A 26,267-nucleotide genomic window follows, 5' to 3' on the forward strand; every position below is an offset into this window, starting at 1 on the left:
TCGTGACAAAAGCCGTGCGCAGCCTGCTCGGAAATCTCGCGCTTGTCAGGTTGCAGCCGAAGCGAAACAGGCCCGAAAAAACGGTCAACCTACTGAAAACGCTACATCCGACATCAACGATCGTTCAACGACTTGACCGGGATCGTTCCACGACACGTCAACGATCGTTCCACGACCGAGGAGGGAATCGTTGCAGCAAGTCGGCGAGAACTCAGAGAAAGGTCGGCGAGAGCTCGGAGAAGAGTCGCAAGAAAAGGGCGACACTCGGCGGGAGAAAGTCCGCGAAAACCACAATGATTTCAGGGTCGGCGTGTCCGATCGGCATCAATTCGGCAATAGCCAAACGGATGCTGTCCAGAAGCCAGGAGCCGAAGTAATGACGCCGCGGCTCACCCAGATTTGCGCCGATCTCGGCATCCAGATCATCCCGACGACAAAACGTCGGGGGGTGGGGGAGACTTGCGCCGTGCGGACGATGGAGAGGATTCTCGCCGAGTACGGCCCCGCGCACCTCACCATCGTGCTGCGGTCCATCGTCGAGACCGAGAATAACGGTCTTGAGCTCGTCGCGCCGACAATGTGGGCGATCTCGGATATCGTGCTGGCGCACCCCACATGGACCGCAACCACGGACTGGCTGGACGCGATGGACCGCGCCGACCTCTCGGACATGCGGGCCCGTGCCAAGGCCAACAGACGGGCCGCGCAGCCGCGGCCGGCGATCGCGACGATGTTGTACGCGCACTTGAGCCAGACCTTCGACCTCAATGACCAAGGAAAGCTGCTATGACATCGGATATCGTTCGAGCTCGCTTCATTGAAGCCACCGACACCGAGCGCCGCATGCCGCGCGGGGGCGTGGCCGGTAAATCCGGCTACTGGCCTGGGTATGTTCATAGCTTCGAGGACATGAACGGGTGGGGCACCAAGCGGCTCGCCGAAGAGCGCGAAATGCGGATGCGGCGGATCCCGCCCTCGGCGGCCGCGATCAGCCGATACATCGAGGTCCTCACGTGGACCGCCGCAATTATCCAGGACGAGGACTGCCGTCGGCTGGTCTGGGTCTGGGCCAGATGCCAGACGTCCAACCTCTCATTCGCGAAGTGGTGCCGGGATGTCGGTCTGGTGAAAATGACAGCCTACCGCCGTCTCGGCGCGGTCTTTCAGGCTATTTCCACAAATCTTAGCAACAACAAGGTCTTGTTGCGTAATCCGGATGAAATTTGGATGTTACCGAAACACCCGGTTTTGGGTAATTCTACGAATACGCTGGCGATAGATGACGACAGCCCGCCGCCTCCCAACAAAACGTTCGCGATCTTCGATGGCGATAGGCCCGTTGACACGCTCAACTCGCCGCAGGCCATAGCATTGTTCGCGAAGTTCTTGGCGAAGACCAACCGGCGCCGGCGTAGGGAACGAGAGCGCCGCCGCAAGCTGGGCCTGGAAGAGAGTGCGGCCTGAGCAGGCTTCAGCTTGAACGTATCACTGCGCCCGCCGGCACCCGCCGCGCGGGCGTTTTCGTTTTGGGTATGTGAGATGGAATACGCAGCGACTAGGGCCGCTTGTGGCCAACGCAAGCGGCCCTTTCTTTTTGGCGTGGGGTAGGGGGTCTTGGGTCCTTCCCCGCGTCCCAAGCATCGCAGGTCAGTCCATCCCGGGATTTTTCCAGTCGATCAGGTCAGATTTCACGGTTAACGATGTTAACGGCAGCCGTTTCAGACGTTAACGCCCCGCCGCGGGCCGTAATGCTCAGCATTGCCGAGATCGCGAAGCGTGACGGTGTGTCGAAGCCGGCGATCTCGCGCAAGGTCAAGCAGCTCGTCGACCAGCACGGCCTCGTTGTCGAGCGCGACGGGCAGGGGCGTGTGTCCGCGGTGAACGTCGCCCAGTTCGATGAGCTTCGTGGCCGCTACGGCGATCCGTCGAAGGCGCAGGCGACGGCCGCCGCTTCGTCGACCGCTTCCGTGAAGTCCAGCGAGACCTATGACGAAGGGCTCCGGCAGAAGATCTGGATCGATGCCGAGCGTGCGCGCATCCGTCTCGCCCAGGACAAGGGCGAGCTGGTCGAGGCGGCGGAGCTCGCGGCGGCGCTCAGCGAGTGCGGCGGCGCGATCACGCGTGTGGTCGACCGCCTGTTGAGCCATTGCGACGAGATGGCAGCGGCCGTCGGCAAGGATGGCGTGCATGGCTTGCGTGTCTTGGTGAAGAAGATCTCGTTCGATCTCAAGACCGAAATCGCCGACGCCCTGGAATCCGTCGCCGTCAACTCCAAGCGCGGCCACACCGGCGCCGGCACCGAGGCATCAGCATGAACGCGCCGGCGCTGAATGTGCCTGCCTATCGCAACGCGCGTGAGCTGGTCGCTCGCTCGCTCGGCGATTCCATCCGTCCCCCAGTGCCGGTGCCGTTCTCGAAGTGGCTGACAGAAAATCTGGTGCTGGTCGACGGTGAGCACGCCGGCGAGCTCTGGAGCGCCGATGGCGCGCCGTACCTGCCTGAGATCGCCGACTGTCTGTCCGACGACCATCCCTGCAACTTGGTCACAGTCCGTAAGGCACAGCAGACCGGCGCCTCGATCCTGGCGCTCGGCTGGTGCCTGTACATCGCCGATCGCGAGCCGGCGAACATCCTCTACGGCATGCCGAACATCGACGCGCTGCGCGATCTCAATTCGCAGAAGCTGCAGCCGCTGATCGATGCCTGGCACAAGAAGATCAAGCGGACCGTGATCCTGCCGCAGACCTCACGCTCCTCTGCCGGGTCAACCACCTATGAGAAGAAATTCTCCGGCGGCTACCTCGCGCTTGCCAACGCCAACGCGGTGATGGATCTGTCGTCGAAGACGGTCCGCAAGGGCGTGAAGGACGAAGTGTCGAAGTGGCAGGACATTCCCGGGTATGGCGATCCCGAGGATTTGTTCTTTGGCCGCTTCACAGCGTTCCGGCGTACCAAGAGCTGGAAGATCCTCGAGATCTCGACACCCGAAGTCGACAGCGGCGATGAGCTCGGCGAGGGCGACGGCCATTGCCGTATCGACCGTTCGTTCCGCCGATCCGATCAGCGTTTCTGGAACTGCATCTGTCCGGAGTGCCGGCAGCCGTTCGTGCACCAGGATGAATTCCTCCGGGTCGACGACAAGCATCCGCACAGGACCAAATACGAATGCCGGTGCGGGCATCTGATCACCGAGTCCGAGCGCGTGATCGCCATCAAGCCATCGTCCGGCGCTCGCTGGGTCGCGAAGCATCCCGAGGTGACCGATCACCCGGGCTTTCACATCGATGCGTTCATCTCGATGATGATGAGCTATGAGGCGATCGCGGAGGACCGCCTTGGCGCGAAATCCGAAATCGAGAAGAAGGCCTATAACAACCTGGTGCTGGCGCTGCCGCACAAGTATCGCGGCGACGCGCCGGATCACGAGAAACTGCTGGCGCGCGTCGAGAAGCATCTCAAGCGCGGCCATGTGCCACCTCAGGGCTTGATCCTGGTCGCCTTCGCCGACGTGCAGATGCGCGGCCTCTGGCTCGAGGTGATGGCGATTGCGCCGAACCGCGAGACCTGGTGCGTCGAGGCGCTGTACATCGACGGGGATACGTCGCAGGCGACCGGCGCCGTCTTCCAGCAGTTGAAGAAGGAAACCATCGATCGGGAGTTTCCGGACGCCTTCGGTCGCATGCGCAAGATCGATGCGCTCGGCATCGATTCCGGTTTCCGTGCGAACGTCGTCTATGCCTTCGCGCGCGCCAACCAGCGGCCGCATCCGGACACCGGGCGCGACCTGATCCTGGCGACGAAGGGACTTCCCGGATGGGGGCGCCCAGCCCTTGGTCAGCCGACGCTGGTCGATATCGACCTCGACGGCAAGAAGATCCGCCAGGGCGCCAAGGTCTGGGGTATCGGAACGTGGCCGCTCAAGGCCTCGTTCTACAGCGACCTGCGGCAGGAGATTCCGGGGCCGCCGGCCGAGCCGATCGCGCCCGACAGCTACTGCCATTTCGGCGACTGGTGCGACGAGGTCTACTTCAAGCAACTGACCGGCGAGCAGCTCGAGGATGTGAAGTATCGCGGCCGGACCGTCACCCAGCAATGGGTGAAGATCCGGGAAAACCACTTCCACGATTGCCGCGTCGGCAACATGGCGCTGGCCGAATATCTCGGCGTGTCCTCGACCACGCCGGAGCAATGGGCGGCGCTGGCGATTGCGCGCGGCTTGCCGCCCGAGTTGTCCGAACCGTCATTGTTCACGCCGCGCGCGGCCGCGCCGGCGATCGACGCCAAGGATGCTCAGGCTGCGATCGCCAGGCGCAAGGCGGAGGAACGAGGCGAGCAGCAAGAGCCCAGCGACACCACGCAAGGCTGGCTCGATGGCTATGAGGTGAAGTTCTGATGGCAGCCCTGACGCAAGCCGATGTCGATCGGCTCAAGAAAGCAATCGCTAAAGGCGTGCAGCGTGTCGAGTACGATTCCGGCGCAGTCACCTATCAGTCGATCGACCAGATGCTGAAGGCGCTGGCGTTCGCCGAGGCCGATCTGGCTGGCACGTCGTCGACGCGCAACACGCCGTCGACCCTGGCTGTCTTCGGGCGGGACTGATGGATCTCAATCTCCTCGAGCGCGGTCTCGCCGCGGCGTTCCCTGAGTGGGGCTTGCGGCGACTGCATGCCAAGGCGAGCCTCGAGCAGGCGCGGATGTCCGCGCGCGCTTATGACGCGGCTCGCCGCGATCGTCGCACCGAGGGCTGGCGCGTAACAGGTTCCTCGGCGAACGCCGAACTGGCGCCGGCGCTCAAGACCATCGTGGCGCGGTCTCGGGATCTGTGCCGGAACAACGAATGGGCCATCAACGGCAAGCGCAAATGGAAGGCGCACCTGATCGGTCCCGGCATCGTCCCGCGCGCAGCTGTCAAGGGCAAGCGCGCGAAGCAGGTCGCACAGGATGCCTTCAACGCCTTTGCCGACAACTGCGATCCGGAGGGACTAACCGACTACTATGGCATCCAGGCGTCTCTGATCGGCGAAGTGTTCGAGGGCGGCGCCGCGTTCCTCCGCTGGTATCCTCGGCCGTCCGACATGGGGCTCAAGGTCCCGTTGCAATGCGAGGTGCTCGAGCACGATTTCCTCGACACCACGAAAACCGAGATCCTCGACAACGGCCGCGGCAACGTCGTGATTCACGGCGTCGAATATGACAGCTATGGCCGGCGCGTCGCCTATTGGCTGTTCCCGACGCATCCGGGCGAGGTCTCCATGATCCGCCGCGCCAACTTCAAATCGGAGCGCGTGCCGGCGGAATTCTGCGACCACGTGTTCCGCGTCGATCGTGCAGGCCAGGTGACCGGCGTGCCATGGCTGGCGTCGAGCATGTTGCGCTTTCGCGATGTCGCCGACGCGGAGGAAGCCGATCTCGTCCGCCGCAAGATCGCGGCGTGCTTCACCGTATTCGTGCGGCGCGGCGGCACGGCGATGACAGGTGTGGCGCAAGCCGCCGATCAATCGAGCGACAACAAGAACCGGCGCATTGAGAAAATCTCGCCGGGCATGATCGCCTACGTCGAAGGCGAGGGCGACATCACCCCGGCCAAGCCGCCAGAGGCGCCCGACGACGGCAACATGGAGCGGCAGCAGTATGCATTCGCCGCCGGCATCGGCCTTCCGTTCGCGACGCTGACCGGCAACCTGCGGAACGTGAACTTCACATCAATGCGCGAGGGCAAGATCGATTTCTGGGCGGGGCTCGACCAGATCCAGTGGCACATGGCCGTGCCCCAGATCTGCCGGCCGGCCTGGGGCCGGGTGATGCGCGCCGCCGCCGCCCGTGGCCTGCAGGTCTCTCCGGACACGCCGGCCAAGCACGCCATGCCGAAGCGCCCCTGGGTAAATCCGGCCGATGATCTCAAGGCTGCGGCCGGCGAGCTCGCGCTCGGGCTCGAGTCCTGGGCGGAGATGGTCGCAGCGCGTGGCTACGATCCGGAGGAACTGCTCGCCGAGATCAAGGAGTGGCTGCCGAAGCTGAAAGAGGCGGGACTCAATCCCGCTGCGGCACCGGGGCTAGCCGGGTTGAGCGGGGGCGCGCCCGGGGACAAGGGCGGCCAGGATCCGGCCAAGCCTAAGGACGTCGTCACATCAGAGGAGAACGACCAGTGAAGCCCGAGAAAGCGAATGGCGCGCCCGATGGCCTGCCGATGCAAACGCGCGCCGACGTGCCGATCGCCGACGTCAGCCAGGACAGCCGGACCGTTGAGGTTGTCTTCACCACGGGCGCGTCGGTTCGCCGTATGCGCTGGACCGGTTGGGACTCGGCCGTGCCGTTCGATGAGATCCTGACCGTCTCGCGCGACGCCGTGAACCTTGACCGGCTCAATGCCGGCGGGCCGGCCCTCGACAGCCATTCGATGTGGTCGACCTATTCGCAGGTCGGTGTCGTCGACAAGGCATGGATTGCCGGCAGCGAGGGGCGGGCGCTCATTCGGTTTCCAAGCACAGGAATCGACGAAGCCGCGGACCGCATGTTCTCTATGGTGCGGGAGAAGATCATCCGGAACGTGTCCGTCGGCTATACGATCGACGAAGTGCGGACCGAGGCGCCGCAAAAGGTCACGGACGTCGAAAAGCGCATCGTGACGAAGTGGACGCCGCACGAAATCTCGTTTGTCGCGGTGCCGGCCGACGCCGGCGCCCAGGTGCGGAGCGCGGACCAAATGGCGCGCTATCCGCTCATCATTGTCCGTGATCTTCCGCCGGCGCCGGCCGGTCCGCTGTCTGCACGCGCTCGCATGCGTATGCGCCAGCTCAAATTGTCGCGCTAGCCGCGCAGTTCCTTTCCCCGCGTTCTCAGTAGCCGCCTGCGCCATCACCGGGGCCGCAGGACGAAGGCGCTTTGCCCCGGTTTCACCCTCAGAAGGAAACTTCCAGATGAAGATCCACAAATGGGCGGCGCCGGCCTTGGTCCTCGCCGTCGTCGCCATTGTTGCGTACCTGTTTAGCGACGCCGCGCATGCGGCTGTCGTTTTCGCCGATCAGCACACGCTGGTGATGGCGAACGCCGCGCTGCTCGCGCTCCGCAACCAGCACGCCGAACTCGTCCAGCGGGCCGAGGCCAAGATCGCCGAGATCAAGGATGGTATGCCGGCGGCCGATGTCACCCGCATCGAAGGCGAGCACGCCGATCTGGTTCGTCAGGCCAGCGGGGTGCAGGTGCAGATTGCGGCCGAGGAGGCGCGTTCTGCCGCTCCGCCGGCGCCGGCAGCGCATGCGTGGAGCGCTGCGGACATCGGCCGCGTCAACGCGCGTGCCTTGGCATTCGGCCTCACGGCCGCGGACTCGGTCACTGTGATCGGTGACACTGCCGTCCGGTCCGTTGAGCAGGCGACCGATCGCCTGCAGGATCTCGCCGCGCAGCGGGCTCCTGGTCGGCAGAACCCGCACGTTCGGATCACCCAGGACGAGGGCGATACCATCCGCACGGCGATCGAGGCCTCGGTTCTGTTGCGTGCCAACCCGCAGGCGATCCCGGCGAACGCGCCGGAGCGCGAGATGGCGCGCAACTATCGCGGCATGTCGCTGCTCGAGTCCGGACGGCACTTCATTGAAGAGACGCAGGGCGTGCGGCTTCGCGGCCTGTCCCGGCTCGAATTGGCCGGCGTGCTGCTCGGGCTCGGCACCCGCGGCGGCATGCACTCGACGTCTGATTTCGCCAACCTGCTGGCGAATGTCGCCTCCAAGCGTCTCCGCGCCGCCTACGCCGCGGCGCCGCAGACCTTCAAGGCCTTCTGCCGCCAGTCGAACAATCCCGACTTCAAGGCGAAATCGGTGGTGCAGCTCTCCGCCGCGCCGGCGTTCAAAAAGGTGCGGGAAGGGCAGGAGTACAGCTACGGCGGCCTGACCGACGGCGTCGAACAGTACGCGCTTTCTACCTTCGGCCGTATCGTCGCGATCACCCGCCAGTCGCTGATCAACGACGATCTGAGCGCCTTCGATCGTATTCCGACCATGGTTGGCCGCGCCGCTGCCGATCTGGAATCGTCGACCGTCTACGATATCATCCTGAACAATCCGAACATGGGCGATGGAAAAGCGCTGTTCTCTGATGAGCACGGCAACCTCATGGATGCTTCACCGATCGACGAGACCAATCTGGGCCTTGCCGACAAGGCGATCCGCGACCAGCGCGGCTTTGCCAAGAAGGGCGAGGATCGCGAGTACCTCAACCTGATGCCGCGCTTCATCCTCACGGGTACGGCGAAGCGGGTCGAAGCGCAGAAGATGGTGACGGCGGTCACGCCGTCCGCTTCCAGCGACGTCAACGTGTTCCAGAACGCGCTCGATCCCATCACGGAGGCGCGCATCCCCGGAAACAAGTGGCTGCTGGTCGCCGATCCCGCGACCGTCGACACTATCGAGTATTCGTACCTCGAGGGTGAAGAGGGCGTGTTCATCGAACAGCACCAGGGCTTCGAGGTCGACGGCATCCAGATCAAGGGCCGCCTTGACTTCGCGGCGAAGGCCATCGACTGGCGCGGCTTCGCCTACAACCCCGGCAACGGCGGCTAGTAATCCCGGCGCCGCGCAGAGGCGCGGCGCCACTCCTCACGCTTTCTCTGACACTTCAAACCCGGCCGTCGGGCCGATGGAGCAACGAGCATGAACAATTATCTCGAGGCGGGCCACACCATTGTGGTGACCGCGCTGGCCAATACCGCAAGCGGCGATTTCGTCGTCGCGGGTGCGTTCTACGGCATCGCGGTGGCGGCCGCGGCGGCCGGCACTGACCTGGTGCTGAATCGTGCAGGTGGGGTGTTCGAGCTGCCGAAGGCGACCGGCGCCGCCTGGACCAAGGGCGACCGTCTCTATTGGGATGCGGGCAGCAAGAACTTCACGACCGTGCCTGGCGCTGGCACGCGCGCGATCGGCGCGGCCTTCGCCGATGCGGGCGCCGCCGATACGATCGGCCAGGTGTGCCTCGACGGTCCTGCCGGCGGGCTGCGCGTCGTCGGTGGCCAGCTTACCACGGCGACCGCCTCCGACACTGTCGTCACCGGCCTCTCGAAGGTGCTTTCCGCGGTCGCCTCGTTTGAAAGCGATCCAGGAGATGATCCGATGCTGGTTTCCGCGCAAATCGGCGATCAGGCCGGCGCGCCCGTTGCAGGATCGATCGTCGTCAAGACCTGGAAAAACACGGGCGGCACCGACCCTACGCCCGTCGCGGCGACCACCTTCGCGAAGAAGGTCAATTGGATTGCGATCGGCCTCTAATCCGCCAACGACCGCCGGCCGCCAGTGCGCGGCCGGCGCGTCGACCATTCATTGATCCTCTCAACGGAGAAGCGACGCCATGGGCCGCGTGCAACGCATGATCGATACTCATAGACTTGCCATGGATGAAGGCCCCGACGGCGGCCATGTGCTCGGCGTCAATTCGCTGGCGGGCCTGGTCTGACGCCGATGTTGAGCTGTCGCCGAATAGTTGCGGGTCCCCTTGGGTGGCTTCGGGCCCACTCGCTTCGGCGATCTACCCTAGGCGCTCGACAAGATGCGCACGTGAGGGTGCGGGGTCGAACCGGTCGCCGAAATACTGCGTTTCGTGAGCCACCAATCCCTCACGAAATTCCATGATGCTCACGACGTAGGACGGTACCCCGTCATAGGTCAGGACGAATTCGCTTACCCAGAGGTCGCCGCCGCCAACAATGCGCCGAACGGAGAAGCGCTTCTTGTTCGGCTGCACAAATCGGCTCTCTTGAATGTTCCTGCGGCCGTGGATGCGTTCGCCCGACTGCGGATAGTCGAGCACGGCATCCTCCCGATAGATGTCATGCTCGGTTTCGAAATCGTTTGCGTCTGAAGCATTCCAATGGCGCTGGAGTTCCGCCACTATGGTTCGATCGTCCATCTCGACCTCCGATTTAGGTGGCTCTTGTCTCGTTGATCTTACGCCTCTCAAGGGGCGTCGTCCTCACTCCTTTCAGGAAGCAACGGGCCGCTATGGGCCAGAGGCGGACCTGGGACGATCATCCGCCAGATATATTCTCGTGCCGGGTAAGATCGGCTTTGGCCGCGATGTCAGACGTGGCATGCTAGAGAAGAGGATGCGGAAGCCATAGGGCACCTATGAACGAACTGTCGAAGCCATTTGAAGCCATCGTTGGAGAAAAGCTGAGCGCCATCACTTTCGTGTTGGATTACTGGCAGCTGCAATTCGACGGACCGACCATCAATGCTCTTTCGCGCCTGGAAGTAAGCGCCGGCGAAACAAGCTTGCGCGACGGGCACGACCAATTCAGAAATCTCATCTGTGATCAAATCGGGAAGATCGTTGCAAGCGTTGCGCTCCTACGCCCGAAGCCTTCACGATCACCTTTGAAGATCAATCCGCGATAAAAATCTCGCTACGGTGGGAGGATTATCGAGGTCCCGAAGCGATGATCTTCTATGGACGTAATCTATCAACGTTCACGGTTGTTCGGGCAGACAGTTAAGTCCGGGCCGCACGCGCGAATTTCCGTCACGGGTCAAGATCGGCATTTGACGCCGCGCTGAGCGGCGCCCGGTCTAACCCGGTGAGCTGACGTGGCGATCTTCAATGCGGGTTTCGGCAATGGGCCATTTTCGGACTCATGCACTGCAGCACACTGTCGAGCTATTCGATCATTTCGTCTGCACGGCCGGACATGACGGGGCGCGGAGCCCCTCAGGTCGAGATATGCGCTCGCTGCGCGAGCCCTTGGCCGAAGGAGATATTCTCGCCGGGCATCTCATAGATCAGAACGACGAGGTCGTCCGCCCTCACGCCGGCCTTCTCCACGACGAGCCGGTTCAGCGCGGCGAGCAACGCCAGGCGCTTCTCCTTCGGGCGACCGGAGATAAAGGTCAGCTCGAGGAGGACGAAGCGATCGCTGTACGTACAGCCGACGAAAGCCGGCGTGTGGACGAACTGTCCTTTCGGAAGAACGTGCGTGATGCGGAAGTAGTCCTCCGGCGGGACCGAGAGCACTTCCTCCAGTGCTGCCTGTACGGCCGTCCCGATTGCGGCGAGCTCGCTATCCTTGAACGCACCTTCGTGCACATGAATCTTGGCTACGGGCATCTCAAAAACCTCCTTCGGTTGGCAGCGGCTCCACGTACCGATAGTGGACCGCAGTCTCGATATCGGCAGTCACGTCGCTTCCTCTCACGCCGCGGCCGCCGCCGGGGAAGCCTTGATCGCCGCGATCAGTTCGGCGGTCGTCACGATCTCATGGGCATAGGTCGGCGCGTCGATGTTGACCGCCGCATGCATCGCCTCGGGCGAGCGGGCAGCGGTGGCATCGCGCACGTAGGTGACGTGATAACCAAGCTCCATGCCGATGCGGGCGGTGGCCTCCAGGCAGGTATTGGCGAGCAGACCCACGCAGATGATCTTTTCCTTGCCGTGCCGCTTCAGCAGTTGATCGAGGTCGGTATTGGGGAAGCCGCTCGAAGCCCAATGCTCCGTGCAGCAGAGATCGCCCGGCCGGAGCTTGAAATCATCGTGGAATTCGCCGCCCCACTGACCGCGGGCGAAGATCATGTTCTTCGCCGCCTGCAACTGATAGGGCGACGGATACTTCCAGTCCTTGTAGGTGTCGGGCTCCATGCGGTGATGCGGTACATGGATGATCTTGATCCCGGCCTCCCGCGCGGCGACGACGATCGCACGGAGATTGTCGAGCAGGTTCACCTGCTCGGCGACGTCCTTGACCGAAGGCCAAAGCTTGCCGTCTGGATGGAGGAAATCGTTGTAGAAATCGATGCAGAGAAGCGCCGTGATCTTGGGGTCGTAGGTGGTCGCCATGTCGAGTTCCTTCGCGAAAACGTGGCTTTGGAGACTTTCAAAAAAATAGATAATATATATAATCTATTCTAGCCAGTCACGATTGCTTGCGGGACGGCGGTTTCTTACGACCGAGGCCGGCGTAAAGTCGCGGATCTCGATCGAGTTCGGAAAGGAACAACGGACATGGGTCGCTCATCGCAGGAGCAGGCGCAGAAGAATCGGCAGAAGATCCTGAAGTGCGCGTCCCGCCTCTTCCGCGAGTTCGGTGTGGACAGCGTTTCGGTGGCCGAGGTCATGAACGCCGCTGACATGACGGTTGGCGGCTTCTACAAGCACTTCAAGTCCAAGGACGCCCTCGTCGAGCAAGTCTTCTCCCTGACCTTCGAGCAGTCATCCGCCGCCTGGCGGCAGGTCTGCGAACGCAAGTACGACGATCCGGGCGTCCGGTCGGCCGCCATCGTCGACTACTATCTGACGAAGAAAGGGGCCGATCAGGCTTGTCCGATGATCGCCTTCGCTCCTCACGTGACGGCCGAGGCCGCCGACGAGTCCTCGCGCGAGTCCTACAGGGACGGGACGGAGGCTCTGTACGCACAGTTTCTCGATCACTTGGCGAAGTCGCGCGGTACGAACGGCGCGTCGTCCGATCAGGAAGCCAAGGTTCTGTTCGCGGCCATGATCGGAGCGCGGCTTCTCTCTCAATCGGTGGGCGACACGGAATGGATCCGTTCGCTGAAGAGCGCCGTGAAGGCAGAGGCCGCCCAAGACGCAGCCTCGCTGGACTGATGGAACAAGCAGAACCTTCCTGATCCTGCAGGCGATACCGATGCGAAAATGCTATCCTCTACATCGAGGTACTCCGGACATCTATGATTTCGCCTGATTGCAGTGGCAACTTGCCACGTCGCCTTTGGGTCATAAGCGGACGTCGGTTTTTCCACTCTCTCAGGGGCGTTCCTCACCCGCTTCAGGGCAGTTACTTCGAAGGGGCATTCCTCTCCCATGGTCTCTTGCCATCGGCATCTCTGTCCCAGGGACGCGTTGTCGGCGCGCTCTTTTCCTCCGCGGCCGCTCGATTTCGATCGGCTCTGACCTGCTCGCGGTCTGATCGAGGCTCTTTGGGCGAGGGAGCGCTTTGCGCGAAGGCCTGGAATGGGGTGAGGAGCGCGATGATGATGATGATCTTGATCATCCCCGGCTTTAGCACGGATGCCGCGGGGCGTCCGATTTAGTTCGTCCCACTCTCAGGGGAATCAAACACCAATGTCCGTTTTCGACGGCATGTCCGACATCTTCGCGGAAACGTTCGGCCGCGAGGCGAACTACTTCGCGCCTGGCGCGGGCGCTGCCGTGCCGTGCACCATCATCGTCAACGAGGCCTCGCAGGAGCGCGTGGAGCTGGCGGCCAAGCCGAACGTAGCCGGCAAGCGCATTGCGGTTCGGGTCAGTGAGATCCCCGAGCCGGTCCGCGATGGCCGCTTTGTCGAGGACGACAGTGGCGCGTCCTACGTCATCGTCGGAAAGCCCGTGCTCGACGTCGCCGACCCCTCTATGTGGATCTGTAAGGTCGCCTGATGCCCGCTGATTTCGCCGGGGCCTTGCAGGCCATCAAGGATAAGTTCACCGCCGAGTGGGTGCTCGGTGGCAACCCGCGCACGCGCGTCGCCGAGGTCAATAAGGAGCCGGGCGCGCCCTGGCCGCCGAAGGGCACCGACGGGCTGCTCGCGTCGTGGCTGCTGATTGCGCCCGAGGGTTCTGGCGTTATCCATCGCGGATTCGGCAAGCCGGGCAGCCAACAGTACATCTACTATGGCCACGTCCGCATTCATGTCTACATCCCGGTGGGTGGCGGAACGGAAGACGCTTTCTTGCTTGCCATCGCTGCCGGAGAGATCTTCCGGGCGAAGAAGTTTTACGACGACGTCTCGCCTGGCTGTTACGTCCGAACCTGGGCGCCACAGGTTGATGGTGGCGGTCCCGGCGACGACGATGGCGCCTGGTTTCGGGTGACCGCAACGATCCCGTTCGACTATTACCATCGGGGGTAAGGCATGCCGGTCAAGACGAAATACGTGCCGGGCATCGAAGTGAAGCAGCTCGACAGGATCACAGTAACGCGCGTCAACGGCTCCTATTACCGCGACCGTGTGCCGCGAGGATATGCGTGGGATCTGACGTATGAGACCCGCTTTGCAGCCGCGGCTGCCAAGGATCGCGCTAGGCTCAATCTCATCCGGGCGATTGAGGCTGAGGAGGCCCGGCTTCAGCATGAATCCCTGACGTCGCTGAGCGGCCTGCTGGCGCAGCGGGACTTTTCCGATCAGGCGGCGCGGAACGTGCTTGCGAAACGCGCGGTCGATGGCGTGGACGGTGCGTCCGACGACGATATCCTGCTCTGACCTTCCGGCGCCGTGGTCACCGTCTCCTATTGGTTCTTCAGCATGCGGGCGCTCGCGGAGTTCGCCCTGCAGACGCTGCGCGACCTGTCGCCGGTCGGTTCGGGCGATGATCCGCACATCGGGCTCTATCGTGCCAGCCATCTGCTGTTTCTCAACGGTCAGGTTGTCGAGGACGCTTCGGCATGGAAGCCGGGCGATCAGCTTGGGATCTCCAACCCGGTGCCGTATGCGCGGCTAATCGAGGTGGGGATCCTGCGCATGCGAGTGTCCGGCACCGACCGCGTCTACCAGCAGGCCGAAACCATCATCCGCTCGCGCTACGGCAACGTCATCGACGTCAAGTTCACCTATATGCCGGTCCGCTTCACCAGCGCTTCGGCCGCGACGACCTTCCGCCGTATCGAGGGCAAGGACGCCGACACGCGCGCGTCCTCGCTCAAGGAGCAGCCGGCGCTGCTCATCACGCAACGGTTTGCCGCCTGAGCTTTGCGGCAACGCTTAAGTAGAAGCCCCTTCCAAACATCTGCATCAGGAGCGGACGCATGGTGACCTACCAGAGTCAGTCGAACGGCTATTACGCGTATAAATTCCAGACGGCGCTTGGCGCCCAGGCGACCGGCACCGGCGCGAAGATCTTCCGCACCACCGGCTCCGGCAATGCCGGCGCGATGACAAAGGCCGTTACCGCGAGCAACGAGGTTCGCCGCGATGGCCAGCGTTCGCGCGGTCGCCATGGCAGCCAGAAAACCTCTGGCACGGCCGGCGGAGAGCTAGCTCTCGGCGCCTACGACGATATTCTCGAGGCCATCATGCGCGGCACCTATAGCGCCGCGGATCTGACGGTCACCGAGGCGACCGCGGGCCTGACGTCGATCACCACCACGGCGAATACGATCGTGGCTGCAGCGGGCTCGTGGATCACGGCTGGCTTCAAGGTCCACGATGTCTGGCGGCTCACCAACCATGCGACCGCCGGCAATAACGGCAAGAACCTGCGCATTGTCGACGTCACGCCGTCGACGCTGACGGTCGCCGAGACCTTGGTGGCAAACGCCACGCCGGATACGGCTTTCACGCTGACGCGGCCTGGCCGCGTGCTGATCAATCCGGCCGCAGGCGCGCTCGTCGATCGCTACGCCACTTGGGAAGAGCACGAAATCGACATCGACGGTTCGGAGCTATTCACCGACGCCGTGTTCGGCAGCGGCAGGATCGCGATGACGCCGAACGGCATCATTACCTTCGAGGCGGGCTGGACCGGTACGGGGCGTTTTGAGACCAAGACCGGCGCAGCCGCGCCGTTTTTCCCGGCGCCGACTGAGAACACGGCGACACCCATGGCCGTTGTCGACGCCACCTTGCGCCTCGGCTCGACCGACCTGGTTGAGCTGACGTCGTTCGACCTGAGCTGGAATATCGGGCCGACGGCGCCCGACACCTTCGGGTCCGGCGCCCAGAAATATTCGCCGGACGTCTTCCGCGGCAACATGGCCGTGGAGATGAACCTGGCCATGTTGCGCAAGGATCTGGCCTACGTGCAAAGCTTCGCCAACGAGGAGGTGCTCTCGCTGCACGTTCTCGCGGTCGACAACGAGGCCGAGCCCAAGGATTTCATCGCCTTCAGCGTGCCGAACTTCACGCTTGCCGGCGTCGACAAGTCGGCGCTCAACAAGGAGGGCGGCGCCCGCACGCAGACCATCCGCGTGCCGGCCGATCTGGTCGGTAAGGACACCCGCGGCAGCGCCTACGACCCGACCATGCTCAAGATCCAGGTCTCCAATGCCAGTTAGGGACATTACGGATAGATCGATCATGTCCGCTTAGCTTCGAGAAGCGTCGCAAAACCACACACGTCCGCATCTGCGCGATTGCAGCCGAAAGTTGATTTCCCGTGGCGGAAAGCCCCGCTCTCGGTGTAGCATCGCTTGTCCTCAGAGTGCGGGGAGTGGCAGATGGCATCTGCAGAGTACTGGCCGGTTTTGTCACCCATATTGGGCGCGTTCGTCGGCGCAACCGTGGTGGTATTTTCCAGAAGATATTTTGAGGAACGGGCAAAAAACTTGGCGACCAAGCACGATCTTGTGGATCTGCAACGGCAACTTCGTGAAAATACGGAGATCACGAAAAAAATAGAGCAGGTACACGCGAGAGAGGACGTGCTGTGGCGGTCTGAGCTTGACTATCGGGAGCGACAGCTCTCAGAACTGTACGGTCCGGCCTACGGTTACGTGACGACGAGCCAAGAAATCTACGACTTATGGCTCGAGAAAAAGACGCCTGAAATCAACTTTAAAGTCAAACAGTTGTTGACGAAGCAGAACGAATTTATGCGCGATTTGCTTATCAGAAAAGCTCATTTGATCGAAGGGGCGCAGATGCCGGAATCTATCAACCGGTTCGCAACAAGCACCCTCATTTTTGACCTTTATGCATCTCCCACTGAAGACGGCTACGTTCCGGAACCTCTAAGGTCTGATCCTCGCACGGTATATCCGGAAAATTTCGACAAACACATCATCGAAACGACGGAACGTTTGAAAAAGCGGATTGATCAACTGCACGCAAAATACTCCACTTCGCTTCAAACAGAGCTTACTGCCGACAAGGTCCGCAGCAGTTCATAAGCACCGCTGAAACTCCGCGGAAAAGAGATCTGGTCTATTGCCAGCGCGGAATGAGAGGGGTCGGTCTGCCTCGCTCAGGGGCCATAAGCGGAAATTCTCAATTGAGGACAGCTATTCCGTCCCTAGCTCGACACTCGACGTAGCGGAGTGCCGACGTGCACCCGGTCGATCCCAACTAGCTGCTGGGACGTCCGTGCTGACGATCATCAGCAACTCGGCTTTATCGGACTCGGAGTGGCCTCTCATCGTGGCCATAGTTCAAACGTCGTCGCCCCATGTTCCCCGACAGGATGATCGCGCGCAATCGGCCCGTGGCGTTGTCGGACGTCGCAGGCCACCTTCCGACAAAGGATCTCCGATGACTGATTTTCTTGATCTCTCGGCCACGCGGCCGCTCGATAGCTTCGTGCTGGAAATCCGTGTTCCCGGCACCACGCAAAAGACCGGTTGGAAAATCGAGCTGGCCGGTCCGGCTCACGACAAGACCATCGCTGCGAGCGACGAGTTCCAGCGTGAACAGCTCGACAAGGAGCGCGCGATCGAGATGGCGCAGGTCAATGGCCGCAAGTGGAAGGGCGACGGCGACGACGTCGCCGATCGCCGCCGGCGCAATGTTCGCCGCGTCTGCAGCCGCATCGTCGGCTGGTCGCCGAACCCGGTGTTCAAGTTTGTGCAGGATGCGCCGATTGCGTTCTCCGTGGAAGCGGCGACCGATCTGTTCCTGCGGCCGGAGCTGGGGAGCTACTTCGTCCAGGTGACAGACTATCTCAACAGTGAAGCGGCTTTTATGCCGCCCTCAGAGACGATCTGAGGGCATTCGCGGAGAAGACGTTCCAGCTCAACGCCGTCGACAAGGACGGCGTCAGCTACCGCGAGACGTTGCAGGGGCTGATCAAGCGGACCCGCAACGAGGCGAAGCGGGCAGGGTACGAGGAGCAGCTTCGATGCCCGCCTTTGCCGAGATCGCTGGACTACCTGTGGCGCACCTACCATCGCCTGCGCCGGCGCAAGGGCTCGAACGGCTTTGCGATGTCGCCGATCGAGTGGCCCGACTTCGATGCCTTCGTGCGGCACGCGGGGTTGCGCCTGGCGCCATGGGAAGTCGAGGCGATCGAAGAGCTGGACGATCTGTTCTTGCGTTCATTGACGGCAGACAAGGGCGACGGCTCCGGAGAGCAGCAGGATGAGTGATCAGGTCGTTACCGAGTTCGTTATCAACGCCGATACGTCCGGCGCTGCCGCCTATGAACGTGCCATGGACGGGGCGGCTCGCGCCGCCAGCCGCGGCATCGGCGCGATCGGCGATTTCGAGGCCTCGCTCGCGGCCGTCGGCGCCGGCGCGCTCGCGGCGATCGTCGGCCTGAATTCTCTGGTCGACCATGTGGTGAAGGCGAACAAGCAGCTTGCCGACATGCAGCGAACGGCGAAGGAAGTCGGCTTGTCGCTCGCCGACTTCCAGGGCGTGCAGTTCGGCGGGCAGATCGCGGGCCTCAGCGAGGCGCAAGTGACCGCCGGCCTGCAGAAGTCGGCGCAACTGCTCAATGACGCCCAGCGCAACGCCAATTCGCTTTCCAAGGAGTTCGAGGCGAATGGCATCTCTATCCGGAATGCGAATGGCCAGTTGATCTCGCAAAACCAGCTTCTCGGCATCGCCGCCGATCTGATCAAGCGCGCCCGCAGCTCGGGCGATCAGGCGGCGATTGCCGAGATGCTCGGCTTCACCAAGGAGTGGATTCCGTTCCTCGAGCAGGGCGCCGGCGCCATGGTGAGCCTGACCGATGAGGCGCGCAAGGCCGGCGCCATCATCGACGATGAGACCATCAACAAGGCCGCCGAGTTCGACCGCGAATGGCGCAAGAGTTCGGTGCAGATGGAGTTCTATCTCAAGTCGGCATTGTTGAGCCTGCTGCCCTATGCCGACGATCTGATCATGCGGTTGTCGAATTTCATCAGCTCGATCGACGTCGCCAAGGCGGCGGCCGCGGCACAAGCCCATGCCGATGAACAGTTGCAGCGCTTGCGCGATGCCGGCGTGCCGGAGAGCGGCGGCATTAAAATTGAAATTACGCCTGGAACCGAACAGGCGCTCGAGGACTTCCGGAATGCGACGCCGTTTACGCTCGATTTCTGGCGCGCGGCGGGCAGGGTGTTTTCCTCCAGCATTCAGGTGCTCGGAGAGAGGGATGTCCCATTCGCGGGCGCTCCGAGCGCGGGCAGCTTCCGCGACCGTTTTCCAGCCTCTATGCACACCGGCGAACCATCTGTGCCCCCGGTCATGGACACCAGCGACGCGGCCATGGGCGCGGCCAAGGCCGCGGCGGCCTGGTCGGCGCAGGGCGAAAGCTGGAAGAAGTTTTCGGCTGACGTCCTCGCCGGCGCCGACCAGATCTCCGGCGGCTTCTCCAAGGTCGCCGCGCGCAGCAAGGAGGTCGACGACGCCTTCGATCGCGCTATCGCCACGGCGAAACAGCATATCGATCAGCTCTATGCCGATGCCGATGCCGTCGGGCTCGGCGCCGGCGCGCTGGCGAAGTATCGGACCGAGGCAAAGCTGATGTCCGCCGCGGAGGCGCAGGGGCGGCCGATCACCGAGCAGCTCAAGGCTCAAATCGCCGCCTTGGGAGACGAGGCGGCCGATGCGGCGACCGATCTCGAGCGGGTCAGGGTGGCCGCGCAGATTGATTTTGCGCGCAAGACCGCGTTCCTCTCGCCCGAGGACGTGCAGATCGCGCAGCAGCTCCAGAAGATTTACGGCAATGACGTTCCTACCGCGCTGGCCTCGTCCGAGGCGGCGGCGATACGCGTCAATAACGCGATCAGGGAAGGTCGCGACGTCGGGCTCGATTTCGCGAAAACTTTCGTGCAGGGGTTGCTGCAGGCCAAGTCTCCGATGGAGGCGCTTACCGTGGCAGCCGAGCAGCTCGCTTCCAAAATGGGGGACAAGGCGCTGACTGATCTGTTCTCCGGCAATTTCGCGCAGGCCGGCGTTGAGGGCATCATCGCGATCGGCGCATCTCTCTTTGCCGGCGACCAGAAAGCCAAGAAGGAGATGGAGGAGGCCAAGAAGCAGTGGGCCCAGATGGCCGATCAGGTCAACAAGTTCAATTTGGCCGCTAAAGGTGTGGATCTCGGACCGCTGACAAACGAGCTGAACTCGCTCTATTCGAGCTTTAAGACGCTGTTCGACGCCGCGGTCAAGGCGAAGGATTACGGTGGTGCCGGCAGCCTCACCGATACGTTCAATGCATCGGTCAATCGCGTCCTCACCGAGTTTGCGCACGGCGCGGACGTGCTCTCGCCGCTGCAGCAGCAGATCAAGGGCGTCAACGACGAGGCGGCTGGCCTGAAGGACACGCTGGGCCTGATCAATGCCGGCGGCGATTTCAGGGGCTTCATCGATAGCGCGGCGCAGGCGCAGATCAAGGCCCTGGTGGCGCAGTTCACGGACACGGTTACGCAGGGACTGCAGGAGCGTCTCAACGCGGCTCAGGGCAAGGGCTATCTCAACGATGCCGCCGGGCTGCTCAAGCAGCACCAGACGGATCTCGCCAACGCCGCGGAGCTGAGGAACGATCCCGCGATGCTCGCGCAGATCGCGGCCGTGTTCGCGGCCGAGGCGCAGAAGATCATTCAGGACGCTGGCCTGGTCGGCGATCAGTTCGCCGATTTCATCGACATCTTTCCGGATCTCGCCGGCGTCGTTCATCAGGCGACCGTCGACGTCACGGATTCGATCAAGACCATCCAGCAGTATCTGGAAAGCCTGCAGGTCGGCTCCAACTCGATCCTGTCGCCGGAGGACCAGCTGGCCGCGGCGCAGGCGAACTTCAACCGCCAGCTTGCGCTGGCGCAGAGCGGTGATGCCGACGCGCTGGGGTCGATCACTCAGTACGCCCAGACGCTGCTCGACCAGGCCAAGGGCTTCTATGCGTCGTCGGACGGATATGCGGCAATCTATCAGGCCGTCACGGCGGCCCTTGGCGCGCTGGCCGGGCCGGCCGCCTTCGCGCCATCGGCAGCGGTCCCGACGGCCTCCGTAGCGCCTTCCGCGGCCTCGCCGGTAGCGAACGCGTTGGCCTCGACGCGCAGCTCGGCGGCGAACGACAATGGCCAGTATTTCGCGCAGCTAGGCCAGACCTTCACCCAGGCGCAGGCAGCGGCCACACAGGCGCAGGTGCAGGCGCTGCGGGACGCGGTTGAGGTGTTAGGGGGTAAGCTCGATCGCGTTGCCAACGCGACCGAGGGCGCCGGCCGGCGCGGCGGGCGGCCAAGCCAGAAAGGTGCTGCATGAGCGCAACATCCTATGGACGCCAGAAGCTGGTCGATCATCTGACTGGCGTCGCCGTCTACACATTCCCGCGGCTGTATCTGTCGGCGCATCTCGGCGATCCCGGCGAGGCGGGCTCGCATGCCTTCGAGGTCTCTGGGGCCGGCTATGCCCGCCAGCCGCTGGCCGGCGTCATGAGCGCGGCGGACGCGGACGGCATCAGCGTCAACACGACCATGATCACCTTCGGTCCCGCGGTTGCCGATTGGGGCACGATCGTCTTTTTCGGCATCGAGGAGGCGGCCGTCGGCGGCAACATGGTTTGCCCCGGTGTGCCCTCGCTGCCGCGCACCATCACAACGGGTCAACCGCTGCAGATCCCGCCCGGCCAGCTCCGGCTGCGGATCACTTGACGAGCGAAGGGCAGGGACAAATGGACAAGAGCGATACGTTCCGCAACGATATGCTGAAGCTGATTTTCCACGGCACGCCGATTCCGAACATCGCCGACAACGCCGCCTCATCGCCTCTCACGCAGTATTTTCTCGCCCTGCACACGGCGGATCCGGCGAGCGGCGGCAATCAATCGACCAGCGAATGCGCCTATGCCGGATATGCCCGTGTGGCGATCGAGCGCGACGGAACGGGATGGGTGATCGGCGGCAATGTCGTGTCGCCCGCCGACGACGTCACGTTCCCGCTGGCGGCGAGCGGGGGCGAGATCGCGCTGTTTGCGACCATCGGCGTCGCCTCGAGCGGCGCCGGCAAGGTGCTCTACCGGGGCGCGCTCAATCCTCCGGTCGTGATCGCCACGGGCGTGCCCCCGGTGATCGTGCAGGGCTCGACGATCACCGAGACCTGATCCAATGCTCGCCAGAGGGCCGTTCGGCCTCTTTCCATTCAGCGATGTCGGCACGCGCGCCGCGCGCATGGTTGCCGAGGGCGAAGCGACCGCCGCTTTCGCCACGCTGCCATTCGCGACGACATGGTCCGCGACCGGGTCGACCGAAGTCATCTTCGGCGGCTCCACGGCATGGGATCAGATGCTGGCGCAGGCCGAGGCGCCGATCGCCTATTTCGCCGAAATCGAGCCTTGGGTTTTGACGGACCGCTCCTGATGGAATCATCTGCCCCCTGCAGCGCGCTGCCGTTACAGGCCGATCGCCGCGACCTGCGCGTCTATTTCGACATGACGATGGATCTCGATGCGTCGCTGACGCTGAAGATCTATGTCTCGACTGCGGCGGGCTTTGCGACGCGGCCGACGGATACACCGGCTAACCAGCCGTTCCGCGGCGTGCTGCAGAGCTTCAAGTTCACCCGCTCGATCATGGAGTCCGACATCGGCCAGTTCACGACCGGCAAGGGCACGCTGGTGATCTCCAACGCGGATGCGTATTACGATTTCCTGCCGCTGTCCTATGCCGTCGACGGCCGTCCGATCACGATCAAGATCGGTCGTCGTGACCGCGCCTATGCGGAGGCGTTTCCGCTGGCGAAGCTGACGGCGAGCGGCTGGAACGTTGACGGCGACGCCATCACCATCGACCTGGAGGATTTCTCCTACAAGCTCGAGGTGCCGGCGCAGCCGAACGTCTATGGCGGCACCGGCGGCGCCGATGGTGGAGCGGATTTGACAGGCAAGCGCAAGCCGCTGGTGCTCGGTAAGGCGCTCAACGTCACGCCGGTGCTGCTGGTGCCGAACCTTTTGATCTACCAGGTGCACGACGGTTCGGTGCAGGCGATCGACGCAGTCTATGATCGCGGCGCCCAGCTCACGGCCGGGAGCGACGTCGCTAGCTATGCGGCGCTTGTGGCCGCCAGCGTCAGCGCCGGGCAGTATGCGACCTGCAGGGCGCTAGGGCTATTCAAGCTTGGTTCCTCGCCATCGGGCACGGTGACAGCAGACGTGCGGGGCGAGAACACGGGCGGCTATATCGAGACCACGGCCGACATCGTCCGCTGGGCCTTGCGCACGCGGACGGCGCTGGTCGATCCGACAGATCTCGACGCGGCCTCCTTCGATGCCGTCAACGCGGCGCAGCCGGCTGGAATAGGCTATTTCGTCGCGCCGGACGACTCCCTGACTGTCGCCGCGCTGATCCAGAAGCTGATGGGCGGCATCGGCGGCTGGGGCGGCCACAAGCTCGACGGCCTGTTCGAGGTCCGCATCTTCGGCGCGCCGTCAGGCAATCCGGTCGCCAGCTTCGCCCGCGGCGACATGCTCGGCGGCGACATCAAGCGCGAGCCGCTGCCGGATGCCTACCGGCCGCCACGCTGGCGCTGGCGCGTGCCTTACGCGCGCTGCTGGACCGTGCAGACCGATCTCGCCGGCGGCGTCTCTGCCGCGCGCAAGGCCTTCGTGGCCGAGGAGTACCGCCTGGCCGAGGCGAGCTCGCAGACGATCCTGACCGATCACCCCTTTGCGCAGGACCGTGATCCGGTCGAGGCCTATTTCCAGAACGAGGCCGACGCCACGGCCGAGGCCGAGCGGCTGATCGCCCTGTGGAAGACAACGCGCGCGATCTACCGCGCGACAGTCCCGCGCCGCGCGCTGCGTCGTGACATGGGCGACGAGATCGGGGTGACGCATCCGCGGTTCGACCTGTCGCAGGGGCGCTCGATGATCGTGGTCGAAACCAGCATCAGCGTCGACCCGGCCGCCGGCGTCGACAGTGTCGAGGTCGCCGCCTATGGCTAATGCCTGCATCATGGTCGACAACCAGGCCGACGGCGGCCGCGTCGTGGCGTCCAGCCAGGCGCTCGCCATGCCGGCCTCGAACCTGTTGAACCCGCATCCTTCCGAGCGCTGGCGCGCCCTGGCGCCGTCCGCATGGGCCGTGCTGCGCAAGACGGCGCTGGCGCCGGCCGACACGGTGATGCTCTGCGGACTGACCTGCGGGCCGAACGCGACCATTCGTCTGCGGCTGTCCTCGAGCGACAGCCTCGGGGTTGCCGCCGATGTGCTCGACACCGGCGTGATCAGCAGCGGCGACGCGCATTTCGACATCGCCTATGGCTCGTTCGTGTGGCGGCTGCCGGCGCCGGCCGCGTGGCAGTTCACGCGGGTCGATATCGACGATCCCGATGCCGACTTCGTCGAGGCCGGCTGCATCGCCGACGGATTGGCCGAGAGCTTCGATTACAACTTTGTCCGCGGCGGCGAGCGGCAATGGGTCGACCGCAGCCGGGTATCGTCGACATCGTCGGGCATGACGCTGACATGGGATGACGTCTCGTTTCGTCGGCTCAACCTGTCTTTCGATTTCATCTCGCTGCAGCAGAAAAACGGCCTGATCGAGCGGCTCGATCGGGTCAAGGGCCGGCGACGCAATGTGCTGTTCATCGTCGACCCCGACAGCGACAACCTGCCGCGCGATTCCGTCTACGGCCTGGTGACCGACCTGACGCCGGTCAGCTTCGGCCCGGTCAATGACATCTTCGGCAAGCAATTCCGCATTGACGAGAGGATTTGATGGCTTTCATCCAGCCAAGAGACCGCGTGCTCGAGAAGTCGACCTCGAACAGCCAGAGCGTGTTCGCCCTCGCCGGCGCGGTCGACGCTTCGTTCAACCGTTTCAGCGCCTCGATGTCGGTTGGCGATACCACAGTCGGCGCGGTGGTCGAGCCGGGTGTCGCCTTCAAGTCGGGCATCCTGACCTATACCAACACCAACGAGATCACGGTCAGCGTCGTCTTCGACAGCAAGGGCACGTTCTCGCCATCGGGCACCAAGCAGGTGTTCATGGACCTGCCGGCCGGGCTCGCCTTCCCGAAGAAAAACTACATCATCAATGGCGCGATGATGGTGTCGCAGGAAAATGGTGGCGTCGCTGGTCCGGGGTCCGCGTACTATCCCGTCGATATGTTTGCCTGTTCGGCCGGAACCTCTGGTGCGCTGACCGCCGGACAGGTCGCTAGCGCCACGCCTGCCGGATCACCAAATCGCCTGCGGCTGACGGTGACAGGTGCTGACACATCTGTTGGATCTTCTGACTACGCGCAGATCATCCATGCGATCGAGGGATATCGCGTTGCCGATCTGAGATCGGGCTCATCCGCCGCAAAAACTGTAACATTGAAGTTCGGAGTAAAGGCCCCAGCGGGGACCTACTGTGTCGCATTTGGAAACAGCGCGGGCAATCGATCCTATGTCGCCGAATATACGATCAGTGCAGGCGAGGCCAATACCGATGTTGTCAAATCTGTCACGCTGACGCTCGACACCACAGGGACGTGGCTGGCCAACAGCGGCAAGGGGATTGATCTTCGGTTTTTTCTCATGGGCGGATCATCGTTTCAAACGGCGACGCCAAATACTTGGATCGGTTCCGCAGCCTATTGCACCTCGAACCAGTTCAATTTCATGGGCACCAACGGCAATGTCTTTGAGCTGTTCGATGTCGGTTTGTATGAAGGGTCCGCTGCGCCAGCATTCCAGGTACCTGACTTCGCAGCCGAGCTGCATCTCTGCCAGCGCTATTGGGAAAAGAGCTATGGCATGGCTGCTTTTGCCGGATCAGTTTCTTCAGCCGACTGCATAGAATTTTACGTTACCTTTGGCATTGGTGCTTATCAGATGCCGACTGTGCCGTTCAAAGTGCGGAAGCGCGCTGGCCCGACCATCGCGTTTTATCCAGACATCGGCGGGGCTGCGGGAACTGTGAACGCGGTTGTAGCGGGGATTAGGGCAGCATCTCTCGACACTGCGGGCGAGTGCGGTTTCAGTTTGTTTGGGTCCGGCATGTCCGCACCGGACCTTGTCCGCTTCCATTACGTTGCGAATGCGAGGCTGTGATGGCCGAATATCTGTTGACCGCGACCGATATCGTCGTTCGCACCAGCGACAGTGCTTTCATCCCGAACGATCCGCGCAACGTGGATCGGCAGGATTATGAAGGGTGGCTTGCTGCGGGCAACGTGCCCGACCCGTATGTCCCGCCTGCGCCGCATGTCCCTGAAAGCTGCACCAAGCTCGGCCTCAAGCGGGCCTTTGACGAGCTGGGGCAGTGGCCGGCGATCAAGGCGGCGATATCGGCCAATCCTGCTGCACAGGAAGAATGGGACCTCGCCGTCGAGATCCGGCGCACTGACCCGATCGTGCAGGGCATGATCAGCGCCGTCGGACTGACCGCCGAGCAGGTCGACAACCTGCTGCTCCGCGCCGACGCCCTCGTTTAA

At 63.1% G+C, this 26,267-nt stretch carries 30 protein-coding genes; 27 read left to right on the forward strand and 3 right to left on the reverse strand.

Translation table 11 applies throughout. From position 1 onward, the window contains the following. The first annotated feature begins 190 nt into the window (after window positions 1-190). The 9 genes from OZ411_RS01220 (at window position 191) to OZ411_RS01260 (ending at window position 9,257) form a co-directional block, all read left to right on the forward strand. Window positions 191-790 (forward strand): hypothetical protein, encoded by a 600-nt coding sequence (locus tag OZ411_RS01220; RefSeq protein WP_282526454.1) that lies wholly within the window; start codon window positions 191-193, stop codon window positions 788-790. Next, on the forward strand, window positions 787-1,464 hold the full coding sequence (locus OZ411_RS01225) for a DUF6362 family protein (RefSeq protein ID WP_282526455.1): 678 nt from the start codon (window positions 787-789) through the stop codon (window positions 1,462-1,464). The genes OZ411_RS01220 and OZ411_RS01225 overlap by 4 nt, the downstream gene beginning before the upstream one ends. Window positions 1,465-1,748: 284 nt before the next feature. Next, complete coding sequence (locus OZ411_RS01230) at window positions 1,749-2,315, forward strand: helix-turn-helix domain-containing protein (RefSeq protein WP_282526456.1); 567 nt, start codon at window positions 1,749-1,751, stop codon at window positions 2,313-2,315. Next, a complete protein-coding gene (locus OZ411_RS01235) occupies window positions 2,312-4,393 on the forward strand; it encodes a terminase gpA endonuclease subunit (RefSeq protein ID WP_282526457.1) in 2,082 nt (693 codons plus the stop codon). Before OZ411_RS01230 ends, OZ411_RS01235 begins: the two co-directional genes overlap by 4 nt. Then, window positions 4,393-4,599, forward strand: coding sequence for a hypothetical protein (locus tag OZ411_RS01240; RefSeq protein WP_282526458.1), 207 nt, complete (start codon window positions 4,393-4,395; stop codon window positions 4,597-4,599). The genes OZ411_RS01235 and OZ411_RS01240 overlap by 1 nt, the downstream gene beginning before the upstream one ends. Beyond that, window positions 4,599-6,149: a phage portal protein gene (locus OZ411_RS01245; RefSeq protein ID WP_282526459.1), complete on the forward strand. Its 1,551-nt coding sequence runs from the start codon at window positions 4,599-4,601 to the stop codon at window positions 6,147-6,149. Before OZ411_RS01240 ends, OZ411_RS01245 begins: the two co-directional genes overlap by 1 nt. Further along, window positions 6,146-6,811, forward strand: a complete 666-nt coding sequence (locus OZ411_RS01250; protein ID WP_282526460.1) for an HK97 family phage prohead protease — start codon at window positions 6,146-6,148, stop codon at window positions 6,809-6,811. The genes OZ411_RS01245 and OZ411_RS01250 overlap by 4 nt, the downstream gene beginning before the upstream one ends. A gap of 106 nt (window positions 6,812-6,917) precedes the next feature. Then, complete coding sequence (locus OZ411_RS01255) at window positions 6,918-8,555, forward strand: hypothetical protein (RefSeq protein WP_282526461.1); 1,638 nt, start codon at window positions 6,918-6,920, stop codon at window positions 8,553-8,555. 90 nt (window positions 8,556-8,645) lie between these two features. Beyond that, window positions 8,646-9,257: a DUF2190 family protein gene (locus OZ411_RS01260; protein ID WP_282526462.1), complete on the forward strand. Its 612-nt coding sequence runs from the start codon at window positions 8,646-8,648 to the stop codon at window positions 9,255-9,257. 256 nt (window positions 9,258-9,513) lie between these two features. On the opposite strand, the gene OZ411_RS01265 is transcribed toward OZ411_RS01260, so the two are convergent. Next, window positions 9,514-9,894, reverse strand: coding sequence for a nuclear transport factor 2 family protein (locus OZ411_RS01265; protein WP_282526463.1), 381 nt, complete (start codon window positions 9,892-9,894; stop codon window positions 9,514-9,516). 218 nt (window positions 9,895-10,112) lie between these two features. Here OZ411_RS01265 and OZ411_RS01270 point away from each other — a divergent pair, with 218 nt between their 5' ends. After that, on the forward strand, window positions 10,113-10,382 hold the full coding sequence (locus tag OZ411_RS01270) for a hypothetical protein (protein WP_282526464.1): 270 nt from the start codon (window positions 10,113-10,115) through the stop codon (window positions 10,380-10,382). Window positions 10,383-10,692: 310 nt separating this feature from the next. On the opposite strand, the gene OZ411_RS01275 is transcribed toward OZ411_RS01270, so the two are convergent. Together OZ411_RS01275 and OZ411_RS01280 are read right to left on the reverse strand one after the other, a co-directional pair. Next, window positions 10,693-11,088: a tautomerase family protein gene (locus tag OZ411_RS01275; protein ID WP_028167738.1), complete on the reverse strand. Its 396-nt coding sequence runs from the start codon at window positions 11,086-11,088 to the stop codon at window positions 10,693-10,695. An 84-nt stretch (window positions 11,089-11,172) separates the two neighbouring features. After that, window positions 11,173-11,814 carry an isochorismatase family cysteine hydrolase gene (locus OZ411_RS01280; protein WP_028167737.1) on the reverse strand — a complete coding sequence of 214 codons (642 nt, stop codon included), beginning with the start codon at window positions 11,812-11,814 and terminating at the stop codon, window positions 11,173-11,175. 165 nt (window positions 11,815-11,979) lie between these two features. On the opposite strand from OZ411_RS01280, the gene OZ411_RS01285 reads away from it, so the two are divergent. The 17 genes from OZ411_RS01285 to OZ411_RS01365 all read left to right on the forward strand — a co-directional run bounded on the left by OZ411_RS01285 (window position 11,980) and on the right by OZ411_RS01365 (window position 26,267). After that, complete coding sequence (locus OZ411_RS01285; RefSeq protein WP_028167736.1) at window positions 11,980-12,582, forward strand: TetR/AcrR family transcriptional regulator; 603 nt, start codon at window positions 11,980-11,982, stop codon at window positions 12,580-12,582. 477 nt (window positions 12,583-13,059) lie between these two features. Next, window positions 13,060-13,371 carry a hypothetical protein gene (locus OZ411_RS01290; RefSeq protein WP_282526465.1) on the forward strand — a complete coding sequence of 104 codons (312 nt, stop codon included), beginning with the start codon at window positions 13,060-13,062 and terminating at the stop codon, window positions 13,369-13,371. Next, entirely contained in the window at window positions 13,371-13,844 is a 474-nt protein-coding gene (locus tag OZ411_RS01295; RefSeq protein WP_282526466.1) for a hypothetical protein, read from the forward strand. Before OZ411_RS01290 ends, OZ411_RS01295 begins: the two co-directional genes overlap by 1 nt. A 3-nt stretch (window positions 13,845-13,847) precedes the next feature. Then, a complete protein-coding gene (locus OZ411_RS01300; protein WP_282526467.1) occupies window positions 13,848-14,195 on the forward strand; it encodes a hypothetical protein in 348 nt (115 codons plus the stop codon). 12 nt (window positions 14,196-14,207) lie between these two features. Beyond that, a complete protein-coding gene (locus OZ411_RS01305; protein ID WP_282526468.1) occupies window positions 14,208-14,678 on the forward strand; it encodes a hypothetical protein in 471 nt (156 codons plus the stop codon). 59 nt (window positions 14,679-14,737) lie between these two features. Continuing rightward, window positions 14,738-15,985 (forward strand): phage tail tube protein, encoded by a 1,248-nt coding sequence (locus OZ411_RS01310; protein WP_282526469.1) that lies wholly within the window; start codon window positions 14,738-14,740, stop codon window positions 15,983-15,985. A 162-nt stretch (window positions 15,986-16,147) separates the two neighbouring features. Further along, window positions 16,148-16,819, forward strand: a complete 672-nt coding sequence (locus OZ411_RS01315; protein WP_282526470.1) for a hypothetical protein — start codon at window positions 16,148-16,150, stop codon at window positions 16,817-16,819. A gap of 193 nt (window positions 16,820-17,012) precedes the next feature. Then, window positions 17,013-17,630: a hypothetical protein gene (locus OZ411_RS01320; protein WP_282526471.1), complete on the forward strand. Its 618-nt coding sequence runs from the start codon at window positions 17,013-17,015 to the stop codon at window positions 17,628-17,630. A 68-nt stretch (window positions 17,631-17,698) separates the two neighbouring features. Further along, complete coding sequence (locus tag OZ411_RS01325) at window positions 17,699-18,010, forward strand: hypothetical protein (RefSeq protein WP_282526472.1); 312 nt, start codon at window positions 17,699-17,701, stop codon at window positions 18,008-18,010. Beyond that, window positions 18,003-21,110, forward strand: coding sequence for a hypothetical protein (locus OZ411_RS01330; protein ID WP_282526473.1), 3,108 nt, complete (start codon window positions 18,003-18,005; stop codon window positions 21,108-21,110). The genes OZ411_RS01325 and OZ411_RS01330 overlap by 8 nt, the downstream gene beginning before the upstream one ends. Beyond that, window positions 21,107-21,499, forward strand: a complete 393-nt coding sequence (locus OZ411_RS01335) for a hypothetical protein (RefSeq protein WP_282526474.1) — start codon at window positions 21,107-21,109, stop codon at window positions 21,497-21,499. The genes OZ411_RS01330 and OZ411_RS01335 overlap by 4 nt, the downstream gene beginning before the upstream one ends. A 20-nt stretch (window positions 21,500-21,519) precedes the next feature. Then, complete coding sequence (locus OZ411_RS01340) at window positions 21,520-21,948, forward strand: hypothetical protein (RefSeq protein WP_282526475.1); 429 nt, start codon at window positions 21,520-21,522, stop codon at window positions 21,946-21,948. Between the two features lie 4 nt (window positions 21,949-21,952). Beyond that, window positions 21,953-22,204: a hypothetical protein gene (locus OZ411_RS01345; protein ID WP_282526476.1), complete on the forward strand. Its 252-nt coding sequence runs from the start codon at window positions 21,953-21,955 to the stop codon at window positions 22,202-22,204. Beyond that, complete coding sequence (locus OZ411_RS01350; RefSeq protein ID WP_282526477.1) at window positions 22,204-23,787, forward strand: hypothetical protein; 1,584 nt, start codon at window positions 22,204-22,206, stop codon at window positions 23,785-23,787. Before OZ411_RS01345 ends, OZ411_RS01350 begins: the two co-directional genes overlap by 1 nt. Next, window positions 23,780-24,562, forward strand: coding sequence for a hypothetical protein (locus OZ411_RS01355; RefSeq protein WP_282526478.1), 783 nt, complete (start codon window positions 23,780-23,782; stop codon window positions 24,560-24,562). Before OZ411_RS01350 ends, OZ411_RS01355 begins: the two co-directional genes overlap by 8 nt. After that, window positions 24,562-25,884, forward strand: a complete 1,323-nt coding sequence (locus tag OZ411_RS01360) for a hypothetical protein (protein ID WP_282526479.1) — start codon at window positions 24,562-24,564, stop codon at window positions 25,882-25,884. Before OZ411_RS01355 ends, OZ411_RS01360 begins: the two co-directional genes overlap by 1 nt. Then, window positions 25,884-26,267, forward strand: coding sequence for a hypothetical protein (locus OZ411_RS01365; protein ID WP_282526480.1), 384 nt, complete (start codon window positions 25,884-25,886; stop codon window positions 26,265-26,267). Before OZ411_RS01360 ends, OZ411_RS01365 begins: the two co-directional genes overlap by 1 nt.

The organism is Bradyrhizobium sp. Arg237L (assembly GCF_029990105.1).
Classification (GTDB): domain Bacteria; phylum Pseudomonadota; class Alphaproteobacteria; order Rhizobiales; family Xanthobacteraceae; genus Bradyrhizobium.